We start from the raw sequence: 22,798 nt of genomic DNA on the forward strand, positions 1-22,798 counted from the left end.
GGGCGTGGCTCCGGCTGGCCACGTCGGCCAGGCGCGGGGCTGCCTCGATGACGGCGGCCGAGGTCTGGTGGCGGGTGGCCGGCTGGTCGGCGCCGGCGACCAGGACGCCGGTGCCGGTCGCCAGCACGAGCGCGGCGGCGGAGCCGGCGACGAGCTGGTACGGACGCCCAATGGTCAGGCGCCGCAACTGCCGCCTGCGGTGGTGCTTCACGGGTTCCTCCACGGTACGGGGGCGGGAGCGGCACGCCGGACCGGCGCGTGACGGCAGGCGTCACACGCGGAGGGCAGGGGCGGGTCGCTCGGTGAGGGATCGCCCGGACGGGTCGCCGGGCGCAGGGGGCGGATGCCGGAGTCAGGCCGTGACGGCGTGTCCTACCGGCGGGTGCACCCCGGTACCGAGGTGGAGCGGAGGTGAGGGGTGTGGGGCACGGGATGGAACTCCTTCCGACACCGCCTACCGGGTTAGCTGACGGATTCGGGCGGGAAGATCGCCCTACCACGGGACTGTGCCCCGCGGATTCACCCCGGACGTGCTGTGGGTCCCCGGTTCGTGACAGGCACGATTCGGCGGGCCGACACGGCGTCGCCTCTTGCGATCGGTTACCGCGTCGGACTGCGGTGACACTACTGGCCCAAGCGTCTCGCGCCAACCCCTCTGAGCTGCTCAAACATCATTCGGTAGCGCTGTTTCCGGGGCAGTTCGCCACTGACATGACTCAATGGGACGAGCGGCCTTTCCGGCATGACCGGACGACAACCGGACAACGACGGCGACAGTTCCCCGCATTGCCGCCGTCGATGTCACCGACTGTCACCGGATGCCCGTTTTCGTGGCGACGTGACCGGGCTCACGGGGCCCGAGCTGGCGATCTCGGCGGATCCGCCGCGCCCACCCCACCACCGGGACCACGCGACGACCGCCGACACCAACGCTGGCCCGCACCCGGCCCTCGCACGTATCGCGAGCCCGGTGGGTGTGCTCGCCGTGGTGTTGACAGCTCCGGGCACGGAACCGGGCTCATCCGACCCGGGCCGGCCGCCAGCGGGTCACGGCGGCGGTACGGAAGTCGGTGGCGGTTCGCCGCCGCGCGGGCGCCCGGTCCGGCCGCAGTCGCTGCGCCGCCGCGTACGCCTCGACGGCGAGGGCCCGGGCGGCTTCCGCCGCCCGCTCGGCGTCCTGCCAGGCCGCGCGTTCCCGATCGACCGCCGCCCGGTACGCCTCCCGCCGGCTGTCGCGCACGGCGCGGACCAGTCGTACCTCCTGCTCGACCGGGTGCCGCCGGGGGTCCCAGCCGTCCCGGTGGGCGAAGACGTCCCACAGCCGCTCCACCGGCAGTTCGCCGCGCCAGTGCGCCGCCACCGCGGCCCGGTGCAGCCAGCGCTCCCGCGCGGCGTACTCCGCCGGAGTGCGCGGGGTACGCGGGGTCGGCAGCGCCCCGACGCCGACGAACCGGCGCGTGGCCGTCTCCGCCTCGTCGTACGCGGACCAGGCGCGGTTCACCTCCTCCTGGGCGACCAGCCATCTGTCCCGCCACCGCCCGGCGGTCCGGGCGGCGTGTGCGGCGGCCACGGCGACCTCCTCGGCGTACCGGCGCAGGTCCGCCGCCTCGACGGCCGGATCGTCAATCGGGTCGGTGGCGTCGCCGTGCGGGCTCTCCCGCTCCGGCCGGGCCACCAGCGCGGTGAGCATGGTGAGGGCGAGGACCAGCAGGGCCGACCAGATGGCGACGGCGGTCGGAACCTCGATCAGGAACTGGTAGACGACGGCGTTCACGAATCGGCACCTCCCTGGAGCAGGACGCGGATCAGGGACCGCACCCTCGCCCGGCGGCGACGTGCCGGCCGTCAGACCGGACGGACGAGCGGGTGCGGGGTGGGATCGATCGACAGGGCGTGGTCGCGCGGGGCGGTCAGGCGACGGGCGGCGCACGCGGGCCGGTGCCGGCCGGCGCCCACCCGGCCGGGGCGGGGGGCGCCACGGTGTCGGCGGCGGCCGGAACACCGGGCGGCACGGCCACCGGACCGGTCGCGGGGGGTACGCCCGACGGCAGTTCGCCGGCGACGTGGTCCTGGGCGGCAGTGTACCCGCCGGCCACCGCGACGGCCGACTCGCCCGTGGGCCCGGCGACGGCTCGTTCTCCGGTGATCACCGCGACGGGCCGCGCGAGGCCGGGCCGAACCGCCGCCTCGACGGAGCCGGCGGAAACCGGTGCCCCGACAAGCGGCATGGGAGCGGTCGACACCGAACCCGGCGGCGCGGCCACGCCGTCGGGCGCCGGGGAGCCGCCGAAGGAGAACGCGACCGCCATGGCCAGACTGGCCAGCAGACGGCAGGCCCAACGCGCCACCGACCACAGGGGACTGGTGAACGCGACCGGGAGCACGGATCCACGCTACCGCCGACACCGCTGAGGACGCAGCGCCGACGGGCGTGTCGCACGGTGGACGGTCAGCCGGGACGGCCGGCGGTGGATCGCGACGATGAGGTAGCGGCCCGACGGGCGACCGGCACGGTGGTGTCGCCCGGCGCCGGCCGGTCGCCGGCCGGCACCGGCGCGCCGGACGGGGACGCCAGGGGCGCCGGCGGACGGCGGCGGGAAGCCAGCCGGCGCATCATCGGGTTCTCCACCCAGCGGTGCAGCGCGGCGGCGAACACCAGGTTCACCACCAGGAAGCCGAGCACCACCAGCGGCCCCCACCAGCCCGGCAGCCCCACCCCGAGGTGACCGGAGGCCCGCAGCACGGTGACCATCACCAGCACGTGTACCAGATAGAAGGCGAAGGAGACCTCGCCGAGCCAGACCAGTCGGCGGTGGCGCCACGGCGAAGGCCGCCCGCGTACGTCCGCGTCCGCCGCCGCGGTGATCACCAGGAGGTACGCCACGGAGAGGATCGCCGCCCACAGCTCGGCGCGGATCCACAGGCCCGCCACCACCCAGGTGGCCACGAAGATCAGGCTGGCCAGGGGAAGCCGTGGACCGCGCCACCGGCCCCGGCGCATCAACTCGGCGGCGGCCACGCCCAACCAGAACTCGGTCGAGCGGACCAGCGGGAAGATCTGGGTGAACCACCAGGTGCTCTCCTCGGGCACCAGGAGCTGACCCGGCCAGAGCGCCACGATCACCAGTGGCACGGCCACCACCACCGACCAGAGCAGCCCGGTGCGGGCCCGGCGTAACGCCGGCAACACCAACGGCAGGCAAAGGTAGAAGAACAGCTCGCAGGAGAGCGACCAGCTGACCGTGTTGATGCTGTAGAAGTAACCCGGGGTGGGATCCCATGCCTGGACGAGAAACAGGTTCTCCAGGGCCGCCCGGGGCACCACCGGGTCGGCGAACCACCACATCACCGCCAGCGCCGCCGCCCAGGTCAGCACGTGGTTCGGGTAGATCTTGGCCAGTCGCCGCCGCCAGAAGTCGCGGTGCCGCTCGCCGTCGCGGGCCGACCACACCAGCACGAAGCCACTGAGGATGAAGAAGAACTGCACCCCGGACAGGCCGAGGGTGAAGATCACATCGACGACGGCCTTGGCCTCGGGGTCGCCGACGATCCGCATGGTGCCGGCGTGGTAGCCGAAGACCAACATCGCGGCCACCCACCGCAGACCGGTCAGCGAGGGCAGCCGGTTCGCCGACGGCGTGCTCGTGGCGGACCTCTCCGCATCGACACGGATCGACACCACGTACATCCCTCCTCGGCCGCGTCGTCGCCACGGCCCGGGGCGACGTCCCACACGGCCCCGGTGAGGACCGCCGCCGGGCACCCTACCCGCTCGTCCGGCGAATGCCGGTCAGCGGCCGGCCACGTCGCGGACCTGCTCCGACCATCCGAGCCTCGGGCGAAGACGATGGCGGATCCGTCACGGGCCTGATACGCCACGGACGGGTACCGGTGATGGTCCACCCACCCGGCCCGTAGCCGCGCCGACGACGAACTCATCCACGGCTATCGGGATGCGTGGCTGCGCGAACCGAGCCCTCGCCCCTCGTACCCACACCCTGCGGGGACGGTGGCCGGGGCGATCGCGATCGCCCCGGCCACCGTCCCCTGGCCTATCAGGACCACTTCTGGTAGTCGCCCGCGTTCGGCGAGTTCAGATAAACCGAACCCTGCCAGTTACTGTCGAGTGCGCTGTAGTGATTGATTTCATTTCTGTGGTTGATGCGGCCGGTGAACGAATCCTTCTGCCACTGCTGGTAGCGGCCGCCATTGCAGGCCAACGTGTACACCCTGCCGGTGGATTCGGTGCCGTCAAGGCACTCCGAGCTCCAACTGTTGATGAGGTACGTCCAGGTGCCACTTCCAGCCCCCCAATACCAGAGCTGTTTGGTCCCGCCATTGCACGGGGCCGTGAAGACGTGCCCCGTGCTGCCACCGAGCGCCTGCTCCAGGCATCGGTTGGTGGCCCTGTTCCTGATGCTGACGGCGGCCAGGGCTCCCACACCGGCCGGCTCCACAACGAAGCCGGATTCAGCCGGGGCGGTCAGGGTCGCGGTGATCGGCGCAGCGACCGCAGCACCTGCTGGCGCGGGCGCCAGCCCGGCGCCGAATGCCCCGGTGGCAGGCCGCTCCGCATTCGATGCACTCGCCGGCGCAGACAGCGCCAAGACCACTCCGAGTGCAACCATCACGGGCGCGATGATCTTTTTCAATTCGACTCCTAATTGTCGTGAGCTCGACGCGCTCACTATCGCAGGAATAAATCGCGTGCTGCGAGGGTTGTAAGTCCTGGCTTAACCGTGCCGCTCAGCGCCTCGGGTGACCGCTTGGCGGCATGCTCCGACTGCGATGCCGACGCGCACATGGGGGATGCGGATGCACCGGATTCACTTCACGGCCGCCGACCTGGCACGGGTGCGGGTGGCGCCGACGCTGGGTCCCATGGCCGAGACCCTGTTCAGCCTTCTCAAGCTGCGCGGGCGGGTGGAGGAGACAGTGTTCGGCGGGTGGCGGCGTCGCGTGCGCGGCGCCCTTGACTCGCGCTCCGCCGTCCTGGCCGCGATCGCGCCCGCGCGGATGCCGTTCCTTGATCTGGCCATGCTCGCCGGACCCGGCCCCGACCTGGCCGAAAGCGCCGAAGCGTTCCTGTCCAGCCCCCGGCAGGCCGTCCGGGCTGAACTGGATTTCTACGCCGAGCATCACGGCCGGATGCCGACCGTGCTCACTGGGCTCGTCGACACTCTCGCCGTCCGACACGAGGTGCTGTCCGTGATCAAGGCCTACCACCGTGTCGCTGTCGGCCCACACTGGAAGCGCATGCGCGCGCACCTTGACGCCGAGCGCGTCCAACGCGGCACGATCCTGCTCGACCACGGCGTCGACGGTCTCCTGTCGAGCCTGCACCCGGACATCCGGTGGAGGCCGCCGACCCTTTACGTTCATACCCCCGACCAGTTCGACTGCGACTTCACCCTCGACGGGCGCGGGCTGCTGCTGGTGTCGTCGTTCTTCCTGCCCGCCCCGGTGATTTGTTACGACCCCGGCAATCCCGCCGACTGCTCCCTGATCTACCCTGCTCCGCTCGGCATCGACCACGCCGCGGACATCTGGACGGCTGGCACATCGACGCAGGCGCTCGCCAACCTCCTCGGGCGCACCCGCGCGTCGGTGCTCACCGCCATCGCCGACGGTGTGACCACCACCGGCTCCCTGGCCCGCCGCCTGGACATCTCATCGGCGGCGGCCAGCCAACACACCGCCGTCCTCCGCGAGGCAGGCCTGATCACGACCCGCCGGCATCACAACAACGTGCTGCACAACCCCACCCAGACCGGCCTGACGCTCCTCGACCGGCGCGGCACATGAGGCGTGCGGGGGTCGCGCCGCCCCACACCGGGACACCGAAACTGGCCACCTGTTAACCCTGCGCTCGCGAGCTGTTCAACCACCTCATCGTTGCCGGATACGTCAGGTTCCGTGCCCGGCCATCCGGGTGCCCGAGGGTGTCGGGGTGGTCAATCAGCCCGCGCGCACCCCGCTGCTGAGCGTCGTCGTCCCGGTCCACGGGGTGGAGACGTACCTGCACCAGTGCCTCGACTCGATCCGCCGGGACGTCCCCGCCGGCGACGCGGCCGCGGTCGAGATCGTCGCCGTCGACGACGCCTCGCCGGACCGGTGCGGCGAGTTGCTGCGGGCGTACGCGGCGACCCATCCCGGCGTGCGCACCGTCCACCTGGAGACGAACGTGGGGCTCGGCCCGGCCCGCAATGCCGGGCTGGAGGTGGCCGGCGGCGACTACGTCTGGTTCGTCGACAGCGACGACTGGCTGCCGCCGGGCACCATCCCGGCGGTACTGGCGCGGCTGCGGGCACACCGCCCGGACGTGATGATCATCGACCATCTGCGGGTGCACGAGGACGGCCGGCACGAGACCGATGCCAGCAGCCCACTGCTGCGCGGGGTGCCGGACGTGGTACGGCTGGCCGACCGGCCCCAGTTGCTGCGCGTGCAGCACACCGCGTGGAACAAGGTGGTCCGCCGGACCTTCCTGGACGAGTTGGAGCTGCGCTTCCACCCCGGCTGGTACGAGGACATCCCGTTCAGTCATCCGCTGCTGATCGGCGCGGAGCGGATCTGCGTACTGGACCGGGTCTGCTACCACTACCGCCAGGGCCGACAGGGCGCGATCACCTCCACCCGCAGCGGCCGGCACTTCGACGCCTTCGACCAGTACGACCGGCTGCTGGACTGGGTTCGGCGGCGGTACCCGGACGACCGACTGCACGCCGAACTGTTCGGACTGATGGTCAACCACATGCTGGTGGTGGTCGGTAACGACGACCGGCTACACCCGCACCTGCGCCGTGCCTTCTTCCGCCGGGTGGCCGAGCAGTACCGTCGTCATCTGCCGGCGAGCGGCTACCCCCGCCCCGGTGGGGTGGCCGGGCTCAAGCACCGGCTGGTCGGCCGGGACAGCTACCTCGCGTACGCGGCGCTGCGACGCGCGCACCGGCTGGCCGGCCGGGTACGGCAGCCCGCCCCGTCCACCGCCGGACATCCGGGCGCGCCGGCACGGCCAGAGCCCAGCGGTGCGGCGGATGGTCCGGCGCGGGTCGACGGGTCGCAGTCGGACGTGCTGGCGGGGCGGGGCAGTCCGTGAGCAGCCCGGTCGCGGGTTCCGCTCTCCGGAGCCGGACCGGCGGCGCGGGGCGTTCGCATCGTCCGGGGACGACAAAGTGTTCCGGTCGTCCGGGGACGACGGGGCAAGGACCGCGCATGGGCGCGGACGCACAGTGAACAGGGGTCGGGCATGACGGTGGCAGTGAAGATCGGACCGCACGTGGTGGGGGCGGGGGAACGACCGTTCGTGGTGGCCGAGATGTCCGGCAACCACAACGGGGACCTGGACCGGGCGCTGGCCATCGTGGACGCCGTCGCGGCCAGTGGGGCGCACGCGTTGAAGTTGCAGACCTACCGGCCCGACACCATCACCATCGACGTCGACTCCCCCGCCTTCCGGATCTCCGGCGGGCACGAGCTGTGGGGCGGCGAGAACCTGTACCGGCTCTACGAGAAGGCGCACACCCCGTACGAGTGGCACGCGCCGATCTTCGCCCGGGCCCGGGAGCGGGGGCTGACCGTGTTCTCCTCGCCCTTCGACCCGAGCGCGGTGGAACTGTTGGAGGAGCTGGACGCGCCGGCGTACAAGATCGCCTCATCGGAGCTGGTCGACCTGCCGCTGATCCGGTTGGTGGCCAGTACCGGTAAACCGTTGGTGATCTCCACCGGAATGGCGACGGTCGCCGAGATCGACGCCGCGGTGCGCACCGCGCGGGAGGCGGGCGCCGGTGGCATCGTCCTGCTGGCTTGCACCGCCTCCTACCCGGCTCCGCCGGCCGACAGCAACCTGCGGCGCATCCCGGTGCTCGCCGACCTGTTCGGGGTACCGGTGGGCCTGTCCGACCACACCCCCGGCATCGGGGTGCCGATCGCCTCGGTGGCGCTGGGCGCCTGCTTCGTCGAGAAGCACGTGACGCTGGACCGGTCCGACGGCGGGGTGGACTCGGACTTCTCGCTGAACCCGGACGAGCTGGCCGCCCTGGTCGTCGAGTCGCAGCGGGCGTACGCGGCGCTGGGCGGGACGCTGGTCGGCCCGACCCCCGCCGAGCGGGAGGGGCTGCGCTTCCGCCGGTCCCTGTGGGTGGTCGAGGACGTCCGGGCCGGTGAGCCGGTGACCACGCGCAACGTCCGCTCGATCCGCCCGGCCGGTGGGCTGGCCCCGGCGGCGATCGACGCCGCGCTCGGCCGGATCTTCGCCGTCGACGTTCCCCGGGGCACCCCGCTGAGCTGGGACCTGATCTGACGCTCGCCCGCCGGCCGCGCCACCGCGCGGCCGGCGGCACGCGGGTTCTTGCCGCCGATAACCTGCGCCTCGGCGACGCCGTCGCTGATCGCGGCAGGTGGGGAGTCGGGCGCGCTGGAAGTCAGCGTCTGCCGTAACCCGCCCGCGCCAGGCGACCATTGTGGGCCATCGGGGACGGACCGGTCAGGGCGCAAAGGCCACCGTGACGACCAGGTCGGCCACGCGCAGCGTCCGCCACACCGCTGGCGTCTGCGGGGGTACGACCAGCCCGTGCCGCCGCCACCAGAGGGCCACCGGCACCTCCGCCAGCTTGCACAGGCTCTCCGCCCGGGTCCACCGGGCCCAGAAGTCGGTGGGCCCGAAGCGCCGGGCCAACGCCGGCGGTACCTCGGCATCGGCCCGTTCGGCGTCGACCGCCACCCGCCAGCCCGGCGCGGGCGGACCGTACCAGCCGACGCAGCGCCCGTCGTCGAGGTGGCTGCGGGTCACCGCGTACGCCAGCTCGGCCGGTGTGCCGACCCGCAGGTGCCGTTCGGCGGCCGCCAGCAGGGCCGGCACCGGACGTGTGCCGGCCGGGCCGGGCGGGCACGGCCGGCCGGCCACCCCGACCGGTCCCCCGCGCGGATCAGACGGAGGCCGCACCGTCCACCACGATCACCTGGCCGTTGATGTTGGTGTGCTCGCGCAGCAGCATCCGTACCACCGGCACGACCTCCGCCGGCTCGGTGAGATGCCCGGTCGGGGTGCGGCGGACGATCTGGTCCAGCTGGGTGCTGCCCAGCACGGCGGACATCTCCGAGGCGAAGAACCCCGGCGCGACCGCGTTGACCAGCACCCGCCCGCCCAGCTCCCGGGCCAGCGAGCGGGTCGCGGCGTCCATGCCGCCCTTGGTGGCCGAGTACGCCACCAGGCCGGGAAAGCCGCGCTGCGCGCAGATCGAGGTGATGTTGACGATCCGGCCACGGCGTCCGCCGCCGAGCATCCGCCGGACCACCAGGCGGGTGAGCTGCAACGGCGCGGTCAGATTCGTCTCGACGATCCGGGCGATGTCGGCGGTGGAGGTGTGCGTGTGCATCGAGTCCTGGCCGACGGCGGCGTTGTTGACCAGCCCGTCCACCGGGCCGAGCCGCTCCTCGGCCGCCCGCAGGAAAGCCTGCGCGGCGGACAGGTCGGTGACGTCGACCGCGCCGACGTGCACCCGGTCCGGGTACGTGTCGGCCAACTTCGCCAGCTCGGGAGTGACGGTACGGGCGAACGCGGCCACCTGCACTCCGGCATCGAGCAGGTCGGTGACGATGGCCAGCCCCAGTCCGCGCGATCCGCCGGAGACCAGGACCACGGAACTGGGTGGGACCAGAGGGGTGTCAGACATCGCTCTTCAACGTCTCCTTGACGGGTATCTCGGGCAGCAGCCGGATGCGGCGGGGCACCGCGTGCTCGGGTAGCCGGTCGGCGCACCAACGGACCAGCTCGGCCTCGTCCGGCGCGTCGTCCGACGCGGTCGGGACCACCTCGGCGACCACCATCCGGCCGAGCAGCGGCGCCCGACGGCCGCTGACCCGCGCCCAGGCCAGCCGCGGGTGGGCGGCGAGCACACCCCGGACCAGGCCGGCGGAGACCTTGCTTCCGCCGACGTTGATCTCGTCGGAGTCCAGCCGACCGGTGATCAGCACCCGGCCGTCGACGACCTGCACCCGGTCGCCGGTACGCACCGGGCCGTCGAGCCCGGCGCCGTGGTGCGGGGAGATGATCACCAGTTCCTCGCCGTCGACCGAGAGGGTCGGCCGGCCGGGCAGGCGGCGGTCCAGCCACCCGACCGGGAAGCCGGCCCGACCGTCGTGGACCACGATGGACGCACCCACCTCCGAGGAGGCGTAGATCCAGGAGATCCGGGCGGCCGGGAAGACCTCCCGCAGCCGGTCCAGCACCGCCTGGTCGACCGGTTCACCGCCGAGGGTGAGCTGGCGCAGCGGCACCCGGGCCAGCGCCGCCGGGTCCCGGTGCAGGGTGCGCCGCCAGAACGTCGGGGTGCCGGAGGCGGCGTCCACCCCGTGCGCGGCGGCGAGCGCCGGCCAGTCGTCCAGTTCGTCGGCGTCCACCACCACCAGGTGCTGCCCTGGCTGGGTCAGCGACAGGGTCACCACCTGCCACCAGGCGTACGTGCCGGACGCGTACGGGCAGAGCCAGGTGCGGGCCGGCTGGACACCGCGGACGGTGGTCAACGACTCCAGGGTGTGCCCGACCCGTTTGGGTCGCCCGGTGGAACCGGAGGTGAGCAGCCAGAGGCGACCCGGCTCGGCGGGACGCGACCGGACCGGCGGCTCGGCGTCGGACCCCGGGCCGGTGACCGTGAAGCCGGCCGCCCGCAGGTCGTCGCGCATCGCCCGGTCCATCCGGGCGGCCGAGGTGAGCAGCAGCTCGGTGCCGTACGTGGCGTGGTGCCGGGCCGCGGCCAGCGCCTCGGCCGGGCCGGCAGTGAGGACGGCGGCCGGCGACGGCAGCGCCGGCTCGGGCAGGTCGCGCCAGGTCGTGACGCGGCCGGCGACGACGATCCGGTTGTCCAGGCCGGCGAGGGTACCGACGGTCACTGGCGCTGGAGGGACTCGAGGAAGTCGAGGACATCCCCGACCGTGGCGATGCGGCGCAGGCCGGGGGCGTCGAAGTTGAGTTCCTCCCCGGTGGCGTCCTCGACCCGCAGGGCCAGTTCCGAGAAGTCCAGCGACCGGAAGCCGATCTCCCGCAGGTCGGCGGCGTCGTCGTCCGGCAAGACCCGGCCCTGGTTCGCCAGCACCTGCGACATGAGGTCGCGGATGTGCGCGCGGCTCAGTTCGTTCATGCGGCGGAGTGTAGCGCCCGGAAAATGCTGGCGACATTTCCCGGGTAGGGTCTGGAGGACGTGACAAGAAATCGCACGGAAAGGGCCGCCAGTGCTACGCGAAGCGACCGGGGACGACGTTCACCTGATGTTTTCCTGGCGTAATCAGGAAGCCAACCGGCAGGTCAGCAAGACCAGTCACGTGATCTCCGCCGCCGAGCACGCGGCGTGGTGGTCCCGGGTGTGTGACGACCCCACCAGGCGGGTGCTGGTGTACGAACGCGACGGGCTGCCCTGCGGCGTGGTGACCTTCTTCGACCTGCGGCTGGACGGCCCGCGTACCGGGGCGTGGGGCTTCTACCTGGACGCCGAGGGGCTGGCCGGGCGGGGCGAGACGCTACCGGCCTGGCTGGAGGTGATGCGCGAGGCGGTGGACCACGCGTTCGACACGCTGGCGCTGGACCGCCTCGACGGGGAGGTGCTGGCGCACAACACCGTGGTACGTCAGATGAACCATCGGTTCCGGTTCGTCGAGGGGATCCCGCAACGGCAGGTGCACGACGGGCGGGAAATCGAGGTTATCCCGATTTCCCTGACCCGGGAGAATCGCCGCCGTCGCTGATTTCGACAATTGTCCGTCCGGCATTCACCCGGCGGACATCGGAAGTTCATTCCCGGCCACGCGGGTCAGCCGCGCCGCCAGGCCGCCCAGTGCTGGCGCGGATTGCCGCCGAGCCGGACGAACCCGTACCGGGCACCGTCCCAGTCGTCCGGTTCGCCGGGGGCCCAGCGGGTGAGCACCACGTCGGCCGCGGCCGGCGGCCGGTCCCGGAACCACCGCACGTCCGTCCAGGTCACCTGGTGGCTGAGGTTGAACCGCAGGATGTAGTGCACGCCGACGGAGGCGTACACCCGTTCGCCGGGGCGCAACCCCAGCTCGGCGAGGCGCGGGGTGGGGGCGGTGGCCGCCACCATCGGCCGCACCAACCGGTCGGTGATCACCGCCATGGTGCCGATGTTCACCACCACCAGCGCGGCCAGCGCGGCGATCCGCCACCGGGGCCGGCGGAGGGCGACCACCAGCAGCAGACAGCCGGCCAGGCCCACCGCCGCGCCGGTGAACGGGCGGAACTGGCGCCAACCACCGGTCAGCGCCATCAGGTCGGGTGCGCCGAACCCGCCGTAGCGCAGCTCGTGGCCCCGGCTGGCCACGTACGCGAGCCGGGCCGCGATCAGCGTCGCCCCGCCGATCAGCACCGCCACCGCGACGGCGGCCCGGCGCAGCGCCACCCGCCCGGTCACGGTGAGCAGCACCCCCACCCCGACCAGCAGCCAGAACGGGGCCAGCATCTGCACGTACCGGCCGTAGATGGCGTCCAGCGGCTTGCTGGTGATGCCGGCGAGGATCACCGACGCCCCACCGGCCACGCCGACGCTCGTCACCAGGGCGACGCCGACCGTCCAGCGGACGGCCGCGTCCCAGGTCGGCCGGAACTGCTCGCGCACCGCGGCGGCCCAGGCGATCCCGGCCAGCCCGAAAGTGATCACCACCAGGTACCAGAGCTGGGTGGCGACGGCCGCGGAGAGCCGCAGCAGCCCCGGGCCGGAGGCAACGGCCCGTAGGGTGCCGCCGCCGGGCGGGTTGCCGAGCAGGTACACCCGATCGCCGAGCAGGCGGATGCCGGCCTCGTTGACCAGGGCCAGGGCCAGCACCGGCAGCACCGCGGCGAGGACCTGGGCGGGGGTCGCCCGGCGGCGGACGAGCAGCAGCAGGACCAGCCCGACGTGCACCGCGACGATCACCAGGCCCCGGGAGTGCAGCAGATGGAACGCGCCGGCCAGCGTCCCGACGGCGACGGCGGCCAGCGGTGTGGGCCGGGACAGCCAGCGGTGCACGGCGAGCAGCCAGGCCAGCACCAGCGGCGCCATGACCGTGTCGATCATCGCCACCTGGGCGTAGAAGGCGGTCGCCGGCAGGGTCGCCGCGACGGCGGCGGCGACCAGGGCGGTCGACCGGCGCGGCGCGAACAGCCGGCGACCGAGCAGGTACGCCAGCGGCAGGGCGAGGCTGTTCAGCATCGCGTTGATCAGGTGCACGAGGCGGTAGCTGTCGGTGAACTCCCGGTCGCCGAGGAACGCCGGGGCGATCAGCATCGGGTAGCCGACCCGGCGCAGCGGACCGTTCTCGCTGCTGAAACCACCCGGTCCGCCGGCGAGTGCCCGCGCGGTGTTGAGGTAGCTGTCCTCGTCGGTGTGCGCGATCGGCAGTGTCACGTGCCGGGCCAGCCACATCCGCCAGCCGACCCCGGCCAGCCAGCCCGCGACCAGCAACGCCGGCACCAGCCACCGTCGCCTGGGGGTGGCGGGCGGATTCGCCGGATCGGCGGGCCGTGCTCGCACGTCGGTGCCGGACGCCATCGTCGCCTCCTGCTCGGTCGGTGCCCCGGCGACCGGCGGTCGACAGGGACGGATGGGATGACGCGGGCCCGGCGCCACGTCGACCCCTCGCGAGATCGTGGCGAGTTTCCGTTCCGGTGGAACGACAACTTTCCAGGATCTCCGGCTCATGCCCGAAAGGTGACGGGAGTCCGGGGCTGCCAGGTGGACAGGTCGCCGCGCGATGTGCGGTCCGTCGCCTCGGGGGCACCGGACGGACGCACCACGGCGGGGTACGGCCGGCCGCACCGGACGCGCGGGCCACTGTAGTCGGAGCACGCCCCACCGGCCGACCGTGCCGCGTCGACGGGGCAAGTGTTCGCCTGCCGGGTGCCCGGCATTCACGACAGCAGCGCGGGCGGTTCACCGCTGCGCGTCGGTGTGTTAACCCGCCATGGCTAGCGTCCGTCCGGTCGCGTGGCCCCGGCCGCCCGGCAGGCGAACCTGCGATCATGGGAGCACCACATTGAGTGAGCTGACGGGATCCTCCATCCTGGTCACCGGCGGCACCGGTTCCTTCGGGAAGACCTTCCTCCGGCATCTCCTCGCCGAGGCCGACCCGGCCCGGGTGGTGGTGTTCTCGCGCGACGAGCTGAAGCAGTACGAGCTGCGCCAGCAGCTCGGCGACGACCCGCGACTGCGCTGGTTCATCGGCGACATCCGCGACCGGCACCGGCTGACGCGCGCCATGCACGGCGTGGAGCACGTGGTGCACGCCGCCGCGCTCAAGCAGGTCGACACGGCCGAGTACAACCCGTCGGAGTTCATCGCCACCAACATCACCGGTTCGCAGCACGTGGTGGACGCGGCGATCGAGGCCGGCGTGCGGAAGGTCATCGCGCTCTCCACCGACAAGGCGTCCAGCCCGATCAACCTGTACGGCGCCACGAAGCTGGTCGGCGACAAGCTCTTCGTCTCCGCCAACCACTACGCCGCGCAGCACCCCACCCGTTTCGCGGTGGTGCGCTACGGCAACGTGGTGGGCAGCCGCGGCTCCGTGGTGCCGCTGTTCCGCCGGCTCGCCGCCGAGGGCAGGAGCCTGCCGATCACCGACAAGCGGATGACCCGCTTCTGGATCACCCTGGACCAGGCCGTCCAGTTCGTCATGGACAGCTTCGACCAGATGCAGGGCGGTGAGCTGTTCGTGCCGCGCATCCCCAGCATGCGCATCCTCGACCTGGTCGAGGCGGTGGCCCCGGACGCGACCACGCACGAGATCGGCATCCGCCCCGGCGAGAAGCTGCACGAGGAGATGATCGCCCCGGACGACAGCCGCCGGACCCTGCGGGCCAAGGACCGGTTCATCGTCCAGCCCACCATCGCCACCTGGGGCTACCAGCCGCCGGTCGGCTGCGAGCCGGTGCCGGACGGGTTCGCGTACCAGTCGGACACCAACGACGAGTGGCTGAGCGTGGCGCAGCTGCGCGACATGCTCGGCATCACTGCGTGATGACGATGCTCCCGTACGGCCGGCAGTCGGTCACCGACGACGACGTCGCCGCCGTGGTCGCCGCGCTGCGCAGCGACTGGCTCACCACCGGCCCGCAGGTCGAGGCGTTCGAGACCGACCTGTCCCGGTGGACCGGCGGGACCGGTTGCGCGGCGGTGTCCAACGGCACGGCCGCCCTGCACGTGGCGTACGCGGCGGCCGGCGTCGGCCCCGGCGACGAGGTGGTCGTCCCCCCGATGACGTTCGTGGCGACCGCCAGCAGCGCGGTCGCCCTCGGCGCGACGGTGGTCTTCGCCGACGTGGCGGAGGAGACCTTCACCCTCGACCCGGCGGCCGCCGCGGCGGCCACCACCTCCCGCACGAAGGTGGTGGCCGCGGTCGACTACGCCGGCCACCCGGCCGACTACGACGCCCTGCGCGCCGCGCTGGCCGGCAGCGACGCCCTGTTGCTGGCCGACGCCGCGCACTCGATCGGCGCCACCTACCGGGGCCGGCCGGTCGGCTCGCTGGCCGACCTGACCACCTTCTCGTTCTTCCCCACCAAGAACCTCACCACCGCCGAGGGCGGCGCGGTCGTCACCGGCGACCCGGAGCTGCTGAAGCGGGCCCGTCGTTTCCGCAACATCGGGCTGGTCCGCGAACGCGACGAGCTGCGCTGGCCGGACGAGGGCGGCTGGCACCAGGAGGTGCACGAGTTCGGTCTGAACTACCGGCTGCCGGACGTGCTCTGCGCGCTGGGCCGCAGCCAGCTCCGCCGGCTCGGCGACTTCCTCGCCGCCCGGGCCCGGCTGGTCGCCCGGTACGACGAGGCCCTCGCGGACCTCGACGGGGTGCGGATCCCCGGCCGCCGCTCCTGGGCCGCCCCGGCCTGGCACCTCTACCCGGTCCGGGTGCTCGACGGCCGTCGCCGCGAGGTGTACGACCGGATGCGCGCCGCCGGCATCGGGGTGCAGGTCAACTACATCCCGGCGCACTGGCATCCGGCCTTCGCCGAGCTGGGCTACCGGCGCGGATCCTGCCCGGTGGCCGAGTCGTTCTACCAGCAGCAGCTCTCCCTGCCGCTCTTCCCGACCCTCACCGACGCCGACCAGGACCGCGTGATCGACGCGTTCCGCGCCGCCCTGCGCGGCGTACCCGTGCGTCCCGCCGCCTGACGGGGTACCGATGCACCACGCGAACCACTTCTACGGGCACGCCCACGTGCTGGCGCGCTACTGCGGGCTGGGCGACGGGCACCCGCCCCGGATCAACGGGTACGTCCAGCACGGCTGGAACATCGGCGACGGGCTCGCCCCCGGCCACCCGTACGCCGACCGCACCCCGAGCCTGCTCTGGTCCGAGCAGACCCGCCGACGGGCCTGGTCGGTGGGGCGGCGCAACGTCGTCACCATCGGCGCTCCCTTCGCGTACCTGCTGGACCTGCGCCGCGACGACCCGCCGGAGCCGCAGCGGGAGGGCACCATCTGGTACCCGTTCCACGGCTGGGAGGGCCAGCACGTCAAGGGCGACCACAAGGAGCTGATCGCCCGGATCCGGGCCACCGAGCCGGGTCCGGTGACGGTCTGCCTCTACTGGCACGAGTACGGCATGCGCCGGGTGCGCCGGCTCTACGAGAACGCCGGCTTCCGGGTGATCTGCCACGGCTACCGGGGTCACTGGTGGAAGGACACCGACCCGTTCTTCCTCGACAAGCAGCTCACCGAACTGCGCCGGCACGCCCGCGTCGCCTCCAACCGACTCACCAGCGCGATCTTCTACGGCATCGCCGCCGGCTGCGAACCCGCCGTCTACGGCGACCCGATGATCCTGTCCGACGAGGACCCCACCTTCGGCGGCACCGCGCGCATCCGCCGGCAGTGGCCGCAGCTGCACGGCGAGTCGGTCGACCAGGCCACCGCCGTCGAGATCGCCCGCGCCGAGCTGGGCACCGACCACCGCTGCACGCCGGCCGAGCTGCGCGAGCTGCTCGGATGGGCGAACCTCCAGGAGGACGACGTTGACGACTGAGACCACACCCCGCATCGCCCTGCCCGGCGGGGAGATGCTGGCCTGGTCGGACCTGCCGGAACGCCGGTTGGCCGAGGGCGGCCCGTTGGGGTCGCTGCTGGCCCGACTGGTGCCCACCGGCGTCCGGGTGCTGCTCGCCGGGCCGCACGACCCGGCGTTGCTGGCCCGGCTGGCCCACGCGGAGGTGACCTGCCTGCTGCGCAGTCACCCGGACGGGGTGACGCTGGCCGACCGGGGCGCCCGGGTGGTGGTCGGCGGACCGGCCGGCCTGCCCGCCGACGAGCAGTGGGACGTGGTGGTCGCCGCCGCCGGGCTGGACGCCGTCGAGTCGGTGGAGGGCGACCGGCTGGGCTGGGACGGCGTGCTGCAGCGGCTGGTCACGGCGGTGGCCCCGGGCGGGACGCTGCTGCTGCGGGTGGACAACCCGCTCGGCGTGCACCGCCTGGTCGCCGCCTCCCCCTGGTACGCCGACCGGTCCGACCGGGCCTGGTCCGTCGGCGGGGTACTGGACGCCGGCCGGCCCGCCAACCCCGCACAGGTCCGGGCCCGGCTGGCCGCTGCCGGCCTGCGGCCGGGGCCCGCCTTCGCCGCGTACCCCGACCCGGACGCCCCGACGGTGCTGGTCGACGCGGACGAGCTGGAAGGCCGGACCACCTCCGGGCTGCTCGACGCGATGCTGCACGGAGCCTGCACGGGCTCCCGGGAAGCGACGGTGCTCCAGGACCCGGCCCGGTTGGCCGTCGACGCCCTGCACGCCGGGCTCGGTTCGGCGCTCGCGCCGAGCTGGCTGCTGCTCGCACATCGACCCACCACCGGCACGGCCGTCGACCCCGCTGGGCGGGCCGACCTGCCGGTAGCGCTGGTGCAGACCGGGCCGCCCGGCGTCGGAGTGGTGGAGGTGCACGCCGGGGCGGACGGCTGGCGGTGGTGGGCCAGCGCCGCCACGCCCCGCCCCGAGGCCGCGCCCTTCGCCTCCCGGGAGGTGGCCCACCGCGACGTCACCGCCCTGCACGGGCCGATCCCCGAGGGTCGGCTGCTGCGTACCCTGCTGCTCGACGCCTGCCTGCGCCGCGACCTGCACACCCTGCGTCACCTGCTACACGGGTACATCACCTGGCTCGGCACCCAGGCCGACGCCGACGGCCGGCTGTCGGGAGCCACCGCGCTGGCCGGCACGGACAACGTGGTGGTGGCCGGCGACGAGTTCGCCGTCCTCGACCCGAGCTGGCGGGCCTCCGCCCCGCTGGAACTGGACGTGGTGCTGGCCCGGTCCCTGTGGCGCTTCGCCGCCGCGCTGCTGACCGGCGGGTACGCCCACCCGTGGACGTCCACCCTGGACGTGGCCGGGCTGACCGTGGTGCTGGGCGGCGTTGCCGGCCGCGAACTGTCCCGGGCGACCGTGGCCGCCGCCGTCGAGGCGGAGGCCGCGATAACCGCCGCGCTGCGCGGCCTCGACGCCGAGGGCCGGGTACGCCTCGCCGACGAACTGCGCGCGGTCTCCCCGACCGATCCGCCCGCCGGGCCGCGCAGCTACCAGCAGCTCCGCGAGGCGTGGCTGCGCCAGCGGGAGGAGATGACCCGGCTGGCCGCCCTGCTGAAGTGGACCGAGGATCTGCTCACCTCGCGGGAACGGGCGCTGCGCCGCGCCGACGCGACGATCAACCTGCTCAGCGGCTCGCTGAGTTACCGGGTGGGCCGCCTGGCGATCACCCCGGCCCGGTTGGCCAAGCGCGGTGCGCGGGCCGCCAAGCGCCGGGCCACCGCCGCGCTGAACCAGCGCCGCTCCGAGCCGGAGCAGCAGTGACCGGCCTGACGACCACGCCCCCGGTCAGCGGCGGGGCACCCGGCCGGGACACCGGGAACGCCGCCCGGATCGTCGGGGTGGTGCAGGCCCGGATGGGTTCGTCCCGCCTGCCCGGCAAGGTGCTGCGTCCGCTGGCCGGGCGCAGCGTCCTCGGCCGGGTGGTGCGGGCCGCCCGGGACAGCGGGGTCCTCGCCGACCTGGTCGTGGCGACCAGCACCGATCCGGTCGACGACGCGGTGGTGGCCGAGTGCCGCCGGCTGGACGTGCCCTGGCACCGAGGGCCGGTCGACGACGTGCTGGCCCGCTTCGTCGGGGCCCTGGACGCTCACCCCGGCGACGCGGTCATGCGGTTCACCGCCGACTGCCCGCTGCTCGACCCGGAGATCGTGGCGCTGGTGGCGACGGTGTACCGGGCGGTGCCCGGACTGGACTACGCCAGCACCTCGATCGCCCGTACGCTGCCCCGCGGGCTGGACGTGGAGATCATCCGGGCGGACGCGTTGCGTACCCTGGACCGGCTCGCCACCGACCATCACCGGGTGCACGTCACCTCGTACGCGTACACCCATCCGGAGCTGTTCCGGGTGCTCGGGGTGACCCTCACGCCGGACCGCTCGACGCTGCGGCTCACCCTCGACACCGAGCAGGACTGGGCCCTGGTACGCGCGGTGACCGACCACTTCGGCGACGTCAGCGTCCCGTTGGCCAAGCTCGCCGACTGGCTGCACGGGCAACCCGCGCTACGTTCCCTCAACGCCGACGTGCGGCAGAAACGGTTGGAGGAGTCCTGAGCGCCCCCCGGATCGGACTGCGCTGCGACGCCGGGCCGCGCCGCGGTGTCGGGCACCTGGTCCGCTGCCTGGCCCTCGGCGAGGAGTTCCTGGCCCGCGGCGCCGCCGTCGCGCTGTTCGGCACGGTCGAGGAGGTCGGCTGGGCGTCGGCGCAACTCACCGCGCGGGGCATCCCGCTGCATCCTGGCCCGGACACCCCGGCGGGGCTGGTCGCGGCGGCCCGGGAGCACCGGCTCGACGCGATGGTGCTCGACTCGTACGAGCTGGACCCGGCCGGGGCGGCGGCGCTGCGGGCCGCCGGCGTGGTGACCCTGGCGATCGTCGACGGCGACACCCGGGGCCAGGACGCCGACCTCTACCTGGACCAGAACTTCGGCGCCGACGCCCCGGGCGGCACGGCGCCGGGCAGCGACGCGGGAACGCTGCTGGCCGGCACCCGGTACGCGCTGCTGCGCGACTTGGTGATCGCCGCCCGGCCGTCGGCGCCGCGCACCGCCACCCCGGTGGCACGACCCCGGGTGCTCGCCTTCTTCGGCGGCACCGACGCGGTCGGCGCGGCCCCGGTGCTGACCCGGGTGCTGCTCGACACCGGACACCCGATGGAGCTGACCGTGCTGGCGGCCCGACCACGGATCGAGGCCGAACTGGCGGCGCTCACCTGCGGCCGGGGACAGACACTGCGGGTCGTACCGCCGACCGACGGGCTGCCCACGATGATCCGGGCAGCCGACCTGGTGGTCAGCGCCGCCGGCACCTCCACCTGGGAACTGTGCTGCCTCGGCGCGCCGTCCGCGCTGGTCTGCGTGGTGGACAACCAGCGCGAGTCGTACCACCGGGTGGTGGCGCACGGGCTCGCCGCCGGGCTGGGCGAGCTGCCGGAACTGGCCGCGCCGGGGATGGCCGGCCGGGCGGCCCGGGCCGCCGCCGCCGGGATCCTGCGCGGCCTGCTCGCCTCCCCCCGACGGCGGGCCGCGCTCTCCGCGCGCGGCTGGGCGACCGTCGACGGGCAGGGCCGGGGCCGCGTCGCCGACGCGCTACTGTCTCGTACGGGTGTGCTAAACCGCTGATAGGGTGGCGGCATGCCCGCCTACCAGCCGTCGATGCTCGACCTCAGCGACACCGGGCCGACCCTCGGTCCGCTGTCGGGGGCGGTGCGCCGACACCCGCTCAGCCGGGGAGCCTGGGTGGATCACCTCCCCGGCTGGGTGCGCGGCTCCGACGCGGTGCTCGACACGCTGCTGACCGAGGTGCCCTGGCGGGCCGAACGCCGCACCATGTACGACAGCCAGGTCGACGTGCCCCGCCTGCTCTGCTGGTACGGCCCGGGCCGGCCGCTGCCACACCCGGTGCTGACCGCGGCTCGCACGGCGTTGACCACGCACTACGCCCCCGAACTCGGCGAGCCGTTCGTGACCGCCGGCATGTGCCTCTACCGCGACGGGCGCGACAGCGTCGCCTGGCACGGCGACACCCTGGGCCGGGGCGCACACACCGACACCATGGTCGCCATCGTGTCGTTCGGCTCACCCCGCCCGCTGCTGCTGCGCCCGCGCGACGGCGGCGAGAGCCTTCGCTTCCCCCTCGGCCACGGCGACCTGGTGGTGATGGGCGGCTCCTGCCAGCGCACCTGGGAACACGCCATTCCCAAGACGGCCCGCCCGGTCGGCCCCCGGGTCAGCGTCCAGTTCCGCCCCACCGGCGTCGCCTGACCGGGTTGACCAACAGGTTCGCGCCCGGATCCGGCCCCCGATATGACGCAAACCTCATGGTCAACGGCTTGGGGCAGCTAGGGGCCGGGCGGGGACGCGTGCTAGAAACGACCCTCAGGGTCGATCATGCCCCCGTCACCTGACGCGAAGGGCGTGCCATGACGCAGTCCCCCTCCTCCCGCTGGTCGCCATGGACGGTGCACGGCGACGGCCGCTCGGTCACCCCGGGCGACGTGGTGCACCCGGGCGAGCGGCTCACCTGGCCGCGTACGGTCGGCGTCGGCGTGCAGCACGTGGTCGCGATGTTCGGCGCCACGTTCACCGTCCCGCTGATCACCGGTTTCCCGCCGGCCACCACGCTGTTCTTCTCCGGCCTCGGCACCCTGCTGTTCCTGGTCATCACCGGCAACCGGCTGCCGTCGTACCTCGGCTCGTCGTTCGCCTTCATCGCGCCGGTGCTGGCGGCGAAGGCCGGCGGCGACATCGGCCCGGCCCTCGGCGGGATCGTCGTGGCGGGCGTGGCGCTCGCCCTGGTCGGCCTGGTGGTGCAGCTCGCCGGGGCGCGGTGGATCGACGCGCTGATGCCCCCGGTGGTCACCGGCGCGATCGTCGCGCTGATCGGGCTCAACCTCGCCCCGGTGGCCTGGGACGGCGGAGGCAGCGGCACCGGGGTGCAGGCCCAGCCGTTGATCGCCCTGGTCACCCTGGCCGCGATCCTGCTCGCCACGGTCGCGTTCCGGGGCTTTGTGGCCCGACTGTCCATCCTGCTCGGCGTGGTGGTCGGCTGGGTGCTCGCCGCCGTCCTCGGCGGCCTCGACCCGAAGGCGGTCGACGGGCTGCGCGACGCGGCCTGGGTGGGGCTGCCCGAGTTCCACGCGCCGAGCTTCAGCCTGCGCGCGGTGGTGCTGGTCATCCCGGTGATCCTGGTGTTGGTCGCGGAGAACGCCGGGCACGTCAAGGCGGTCGCCGCGATGACCGGGCGCAACCTGGACAAGGACATGGGCCGGGCGTTCCTGGGCGACGGTCTGGCCACCGTGCTGGCCGGCTCGGGTGGCGGCTCCGGCACCACCACGTACGCGGAGAACATCGGCGTGATGGCGGCCACCCGGGTCTACTCGACCGCCGCGTACTGGGTGGCCGGGGTGGCGGCGGTGCTGCTCGGGCTCAGCCCGAAGTTCGGCGCGCTGATCCTCACCGTGCCGGCGGGGGTGCTCGGCGGCGCGACCACCGCGCTCTACGGCCTGATCGCCATTCTCGGCGCGCGGATCTGGATCGAGGCCCGGGTGGACTTCCACGACCCGGTCAACCTGATGACCGCCGCCGTCGCGGTGATCGTCGGCGCGGCCAACTACACCCTCACCGCCGGCGACCTCTCCTTCAACGGCATCGCCCTCGGCACCGCCGCCGCCCTGGTCGTCTACCACGGCATGCGCACGGTGGCCCGCCTCCGCGGCACCACCGCGGATACCCGCCGCGGCCCCGAG

At 73.4% G+C, this 22,798-nt stretch carries 21 protein-coding genes, 1 pseudogene and 1 riboswitch; of the genes and pseudogenes, 12 read left to right on the top strand and 10 right to left on the bottom strand.

The window, feature by feature from the left end:
* The 5 genes and pseudogenes from E1182_RS17000 to E1182_RS17020 form a co-directional block, all read right to left on the bottom strand.
* Window positions 1-223, bottom strand: a pseudogene (locus E1182_RS17000) (hypothetical protein); the annotation flags it as partial.
* Window positions 224-436: 213 nt separating this feature from the next.
* Window positions 437-580, bottom strand: a riboswitch (cyclic di-AMP (ydaO/yuaA leader).
* Window positions 581-1,018: 438 nt separating this feature from the next.
* Window positions 1,019-1,774, bottom strand: a complete 756-nt coding sequence (locus E1182_RS17005) for a hypothetical protein (protein ID WP_132266113.1) — start codon at window positions 1,772-1,774, stop codon at window positions 1,019-1,021.
* Window positions 1,775-1,910: 136 nt separating this feature from the next.
* Window positions 1,911-2,384 (bottom strand): hypothetical protein, encoded by a 474-nt coding sequence (locus E1182_RS17010; RefSeq protein ID WP_132266115.1) that lies wholly within the window; start codon window positions 2,382-2,384, stop codon window positions 1,911-1,913.
* 65 nt (window positions 2,385-2,449) lie between these two features.
* A complete protein-coding gene (locus E1182_RS17015; RefSeq protein WP_243706260.1) occupies window positions 2,450-3,682 on the bottom strand; it encodes an acyltransferase in 1,233 nt (410 codons plus the stop codon).
* Window positions 3,683-4,055: 373 nt separating this feature from the next.
* Window positions 4,056-4,652 carry a ricin-type beta-trefoil lectin domain protein gene (locus E1182_RS17020; RefSeq protein ID WP_132266117.1) on the bottom strand — a complete coding sequence of 199 codons (597 nt, stop codon included), beginning with the start codon at window positions 4,650-4,652 and terminating at the stop codon, window positions 4,056-4,058.
* A 229-nt stretch (window positions 4,653-4,881) separates the two neighbouring features.
* On the opposite strand from E1182_RS17020, the gene E1182_RS17025 reads away from it, so the two are divergent.
* From E1182_RS17025 to pseI, 3 genes are all read left to right on the top strand, one after another.
* A complete protein-coding gene (locus E1182_RS17025) occupies window positions 4,882-5,805 on the top strand; it encodes a helix-turn-helix transcriptional regulator (RefSeq protein WP_165942633.1) in 924 nt (307 codons plus the stop codon).
* Window positions 5,806-5,950: 145 nt separating this feature from the next.
* Entirely contained in the window at window positions 5,951-7,099 is a 1,149-nt protein-coding gene (locus E1182_RS17030; RefSeq protein ID WP_132266130.1) for a glycosyltransferase, read from the top strand.
* 150 nt (window positions 7,100-7,249) lie between these two features.
* Window positions 7,250-8,302 carry a pseudaminic acid synthase gene (gene pseI / locus E1182_RS17035; protein WP_132266132.1) on the top strand — a complete coding sequence of 351 codons (1,053 nt, stop codon included), beginning with the start codon at window positions 7,250-7,252 and terminating at the stop codon, window positions 8,300-8,302.
* 183 nt (window positions 8,303-8,485) lie between these two features.
* On the opposite strand, the gene E1182_RS17040 is transcribed toward pseI, so the two are convergent.
* The 4 genes from E1182_RS17040 to E1182_RS17055 are packed head-to-tail and all read right to left on the bottom strand — an operon-like array spanning window position 8,486 to window position 11,138.
* Window positions 8,486-8,905 (bottom strand): hypothetical protein, encoded by a 420-nt coding sequence (locus E1182_RS17040; protein WP_243706261.1) that lies wholly within the window; start codon window positions 8,903-8,905, stop codon window positions 8,486-8,488.
* A gap of 22 nt (window positions 8,906-8,927) precedes the next feature.
* Entirely contained in the window at window positions 8,928-9,674 is a 747-nt protein-coding gene (locus E1182_RS17045) for an SDR family NAD(P)-dependent oxidoreductase (RefSeq protein WP_132266135.1), read from the bottom strand.
* Complete coding sequence (locus E1182_RS17050; RefSeq protein WP_132266138.1) at window positions 9,667-10,890, bottom strand: AMP-binding protein; 1,224 nt, start codon at window positions 10,888-10,890, stop codon at window positions 9,667-9,669. The genes E1182_RS17045 and E1182_RS17050 overlap by 8 nt, the downstream gene beginning before the upstream one ends.
* Window positions 10,887-11,138, bottom strand: coding sequence for an acyl carrier protein (locus E1182_RS17055; RefSeq protein ID WP_165942634.1), 252 nt, complete (start codon window positions 11,136-11,138; stop codon window positions 10,887-10,889). Before E1182_RS17055 ends, E1182_RS17050 begins: the two co-directional genes overlap by 4 nt.
* 91 nt (window positions 11,139-11,229) lie before the next feature.
* Here E1182_RS17055 and E1182_RS17060 point away from each other — a divergent pair, with 91 nt between their 5' ends.
* The gene (locus E1182_RS17060) at window positions 11,230-11,739 is read left to right on the top strand and encodes a GNAT family N-acetyltransferase (protein ID WP_132266142.1); all 510 of its coding nucleotides are present in this window, start codon (window positions 11,230-11,232) and stop codon (window positions 11,737-11,739) included.
* A 65-nt stretch (window positions 11,740-11,804) separates the two neighbouring features.
* On the opposite strand, the gene E1182_RS17065 is transcribed toward E1182_RS17060, so the two are convergent.
* Window positions 11,805-13,535 (bottom strand): glycosyltransferase family 39 protein, encoded by a 1,731-nt coding sequence (locus tag E1182_RS17065; RefSeq protein ID WP_132266145.1) that lies wholly within the window; start codon window positions 13,533-13,535, stop codon window positions 11,805-11,807.
* A 484-nt stretch (window positions 13,536-14,019) separates the two neighbouring features.
* Between E1182_RS17065 and pseB the strand changes: the two genes are divergently transcribed.
* The 8 genes from pseB to E1182_RS17105 all read left to right on the top strand — a co-directional run.
* Window positions 14,020-15,003, top strand: coding sequence for a UDP-N-acetylglucosamine 4,6-dehydratase (inverting) (gene pseB, locus E1182_RS17070; RefSeq protein WP_132266149.1), 984 nt, complete (start codon window positions 14,020-14,022; stop codon window positions 15,001-15,003).
* Window positions 15,000-16,157 (top strand): DegT/DnrJ/EryC1/StrS aminotransferase family protein, encoded by a 1,158-nt coding sequence (locus tag E1182_RS17075; RefSeq protein ID WP_132266152.1) that lies wholly within the window; start codon window positions 15,000-15,002, stop codon window positions 16,155-16,157. The genes pseB and E1182_RS17075 overlap by 4 nt, the downstream gene beginning before the upstream one ends.
* Window positions 16,158-16,167: 10 nt before the next feature.
* Window positions 16,168-17,010: a hypothetical protein gene (locus E1182_RS17080; RefSeq protein ID WP_132266155.1), complete on the top strand. Its 843-nt coding sequence runs from the start codon at window positions 16,168-16,170 to the stop codon at window positions 17,008-17,010.
* Window positions 17,011-17,044: 34 nt separating this feature from the next.
* Window positions 17,045-18,814 carry a class I SAM-dependent methyltransferase gene (locus E1182_RS17085; RefSeq protein WP_132266168.1) on the top strand — a complete coding sequence of 590 codons (1,770 nt, stop codon included), beginning with the start codon at window positions 17,045-17,047 and terminating at the stop codon, window positions 18,812-18,814.
* A 68-nt stretch (window positions 18,815-18,882) separates the two neighbouring features.
* Window positions 18,883-19,605, top strand: coding sequence for a cytidylyltransferase domain-containing protein (locus E1182_RS17090; protein WP_256370843.1), 723 nt, complete (start codon window positions 18,883-18,885; stop codon window positions 19,603-19,605).
* Complete coding sequence (locus E1182_RS17095; protein ID WP_132266173.1) at window positions 19,602-20,672, top strand: PseG/SpsG family protein; 1,071 nt, start codon at window positions 19,602-19,604, stop codon at window positions 20,670-20,672. Before E1182_RS17090 ends, E1182_RS17095 begins: the two co-directional genes overlap by 4 nt.
* Before the next feature lie 12 nt (window positions 20,673-20,684).
* Window positions 20,685-21,314: an alpha-ketoglutarate-dependent dioxygenase AlkB gene (locus E1182_RS17100; protein WP_132266158.1), complete on the top strand. Its 630-nt coding sequence runs from the start codon at window positions 20,685-20,687 to the stop codon at window positions 21,312-21,314.
* 158 nt (window positions 21,315-21,472) lie between these two features.
* The coding region (locus E1182_RS17105) for a uracil-xanthine permease family protein (RefSeq protein WP_132266160.1) at window positions 21,473-22,798 on the top strand (1,326 nt) is incomplete at its 3' end.

It is taken from the genome of Micromonospora sp. KC721, assembly GCF_004348355.1.
Lineage (GTDB): Bacteria > Actinomycetota > Actinomycetes > Mycobacteriales > Micromonosporaceae > Micromonospora.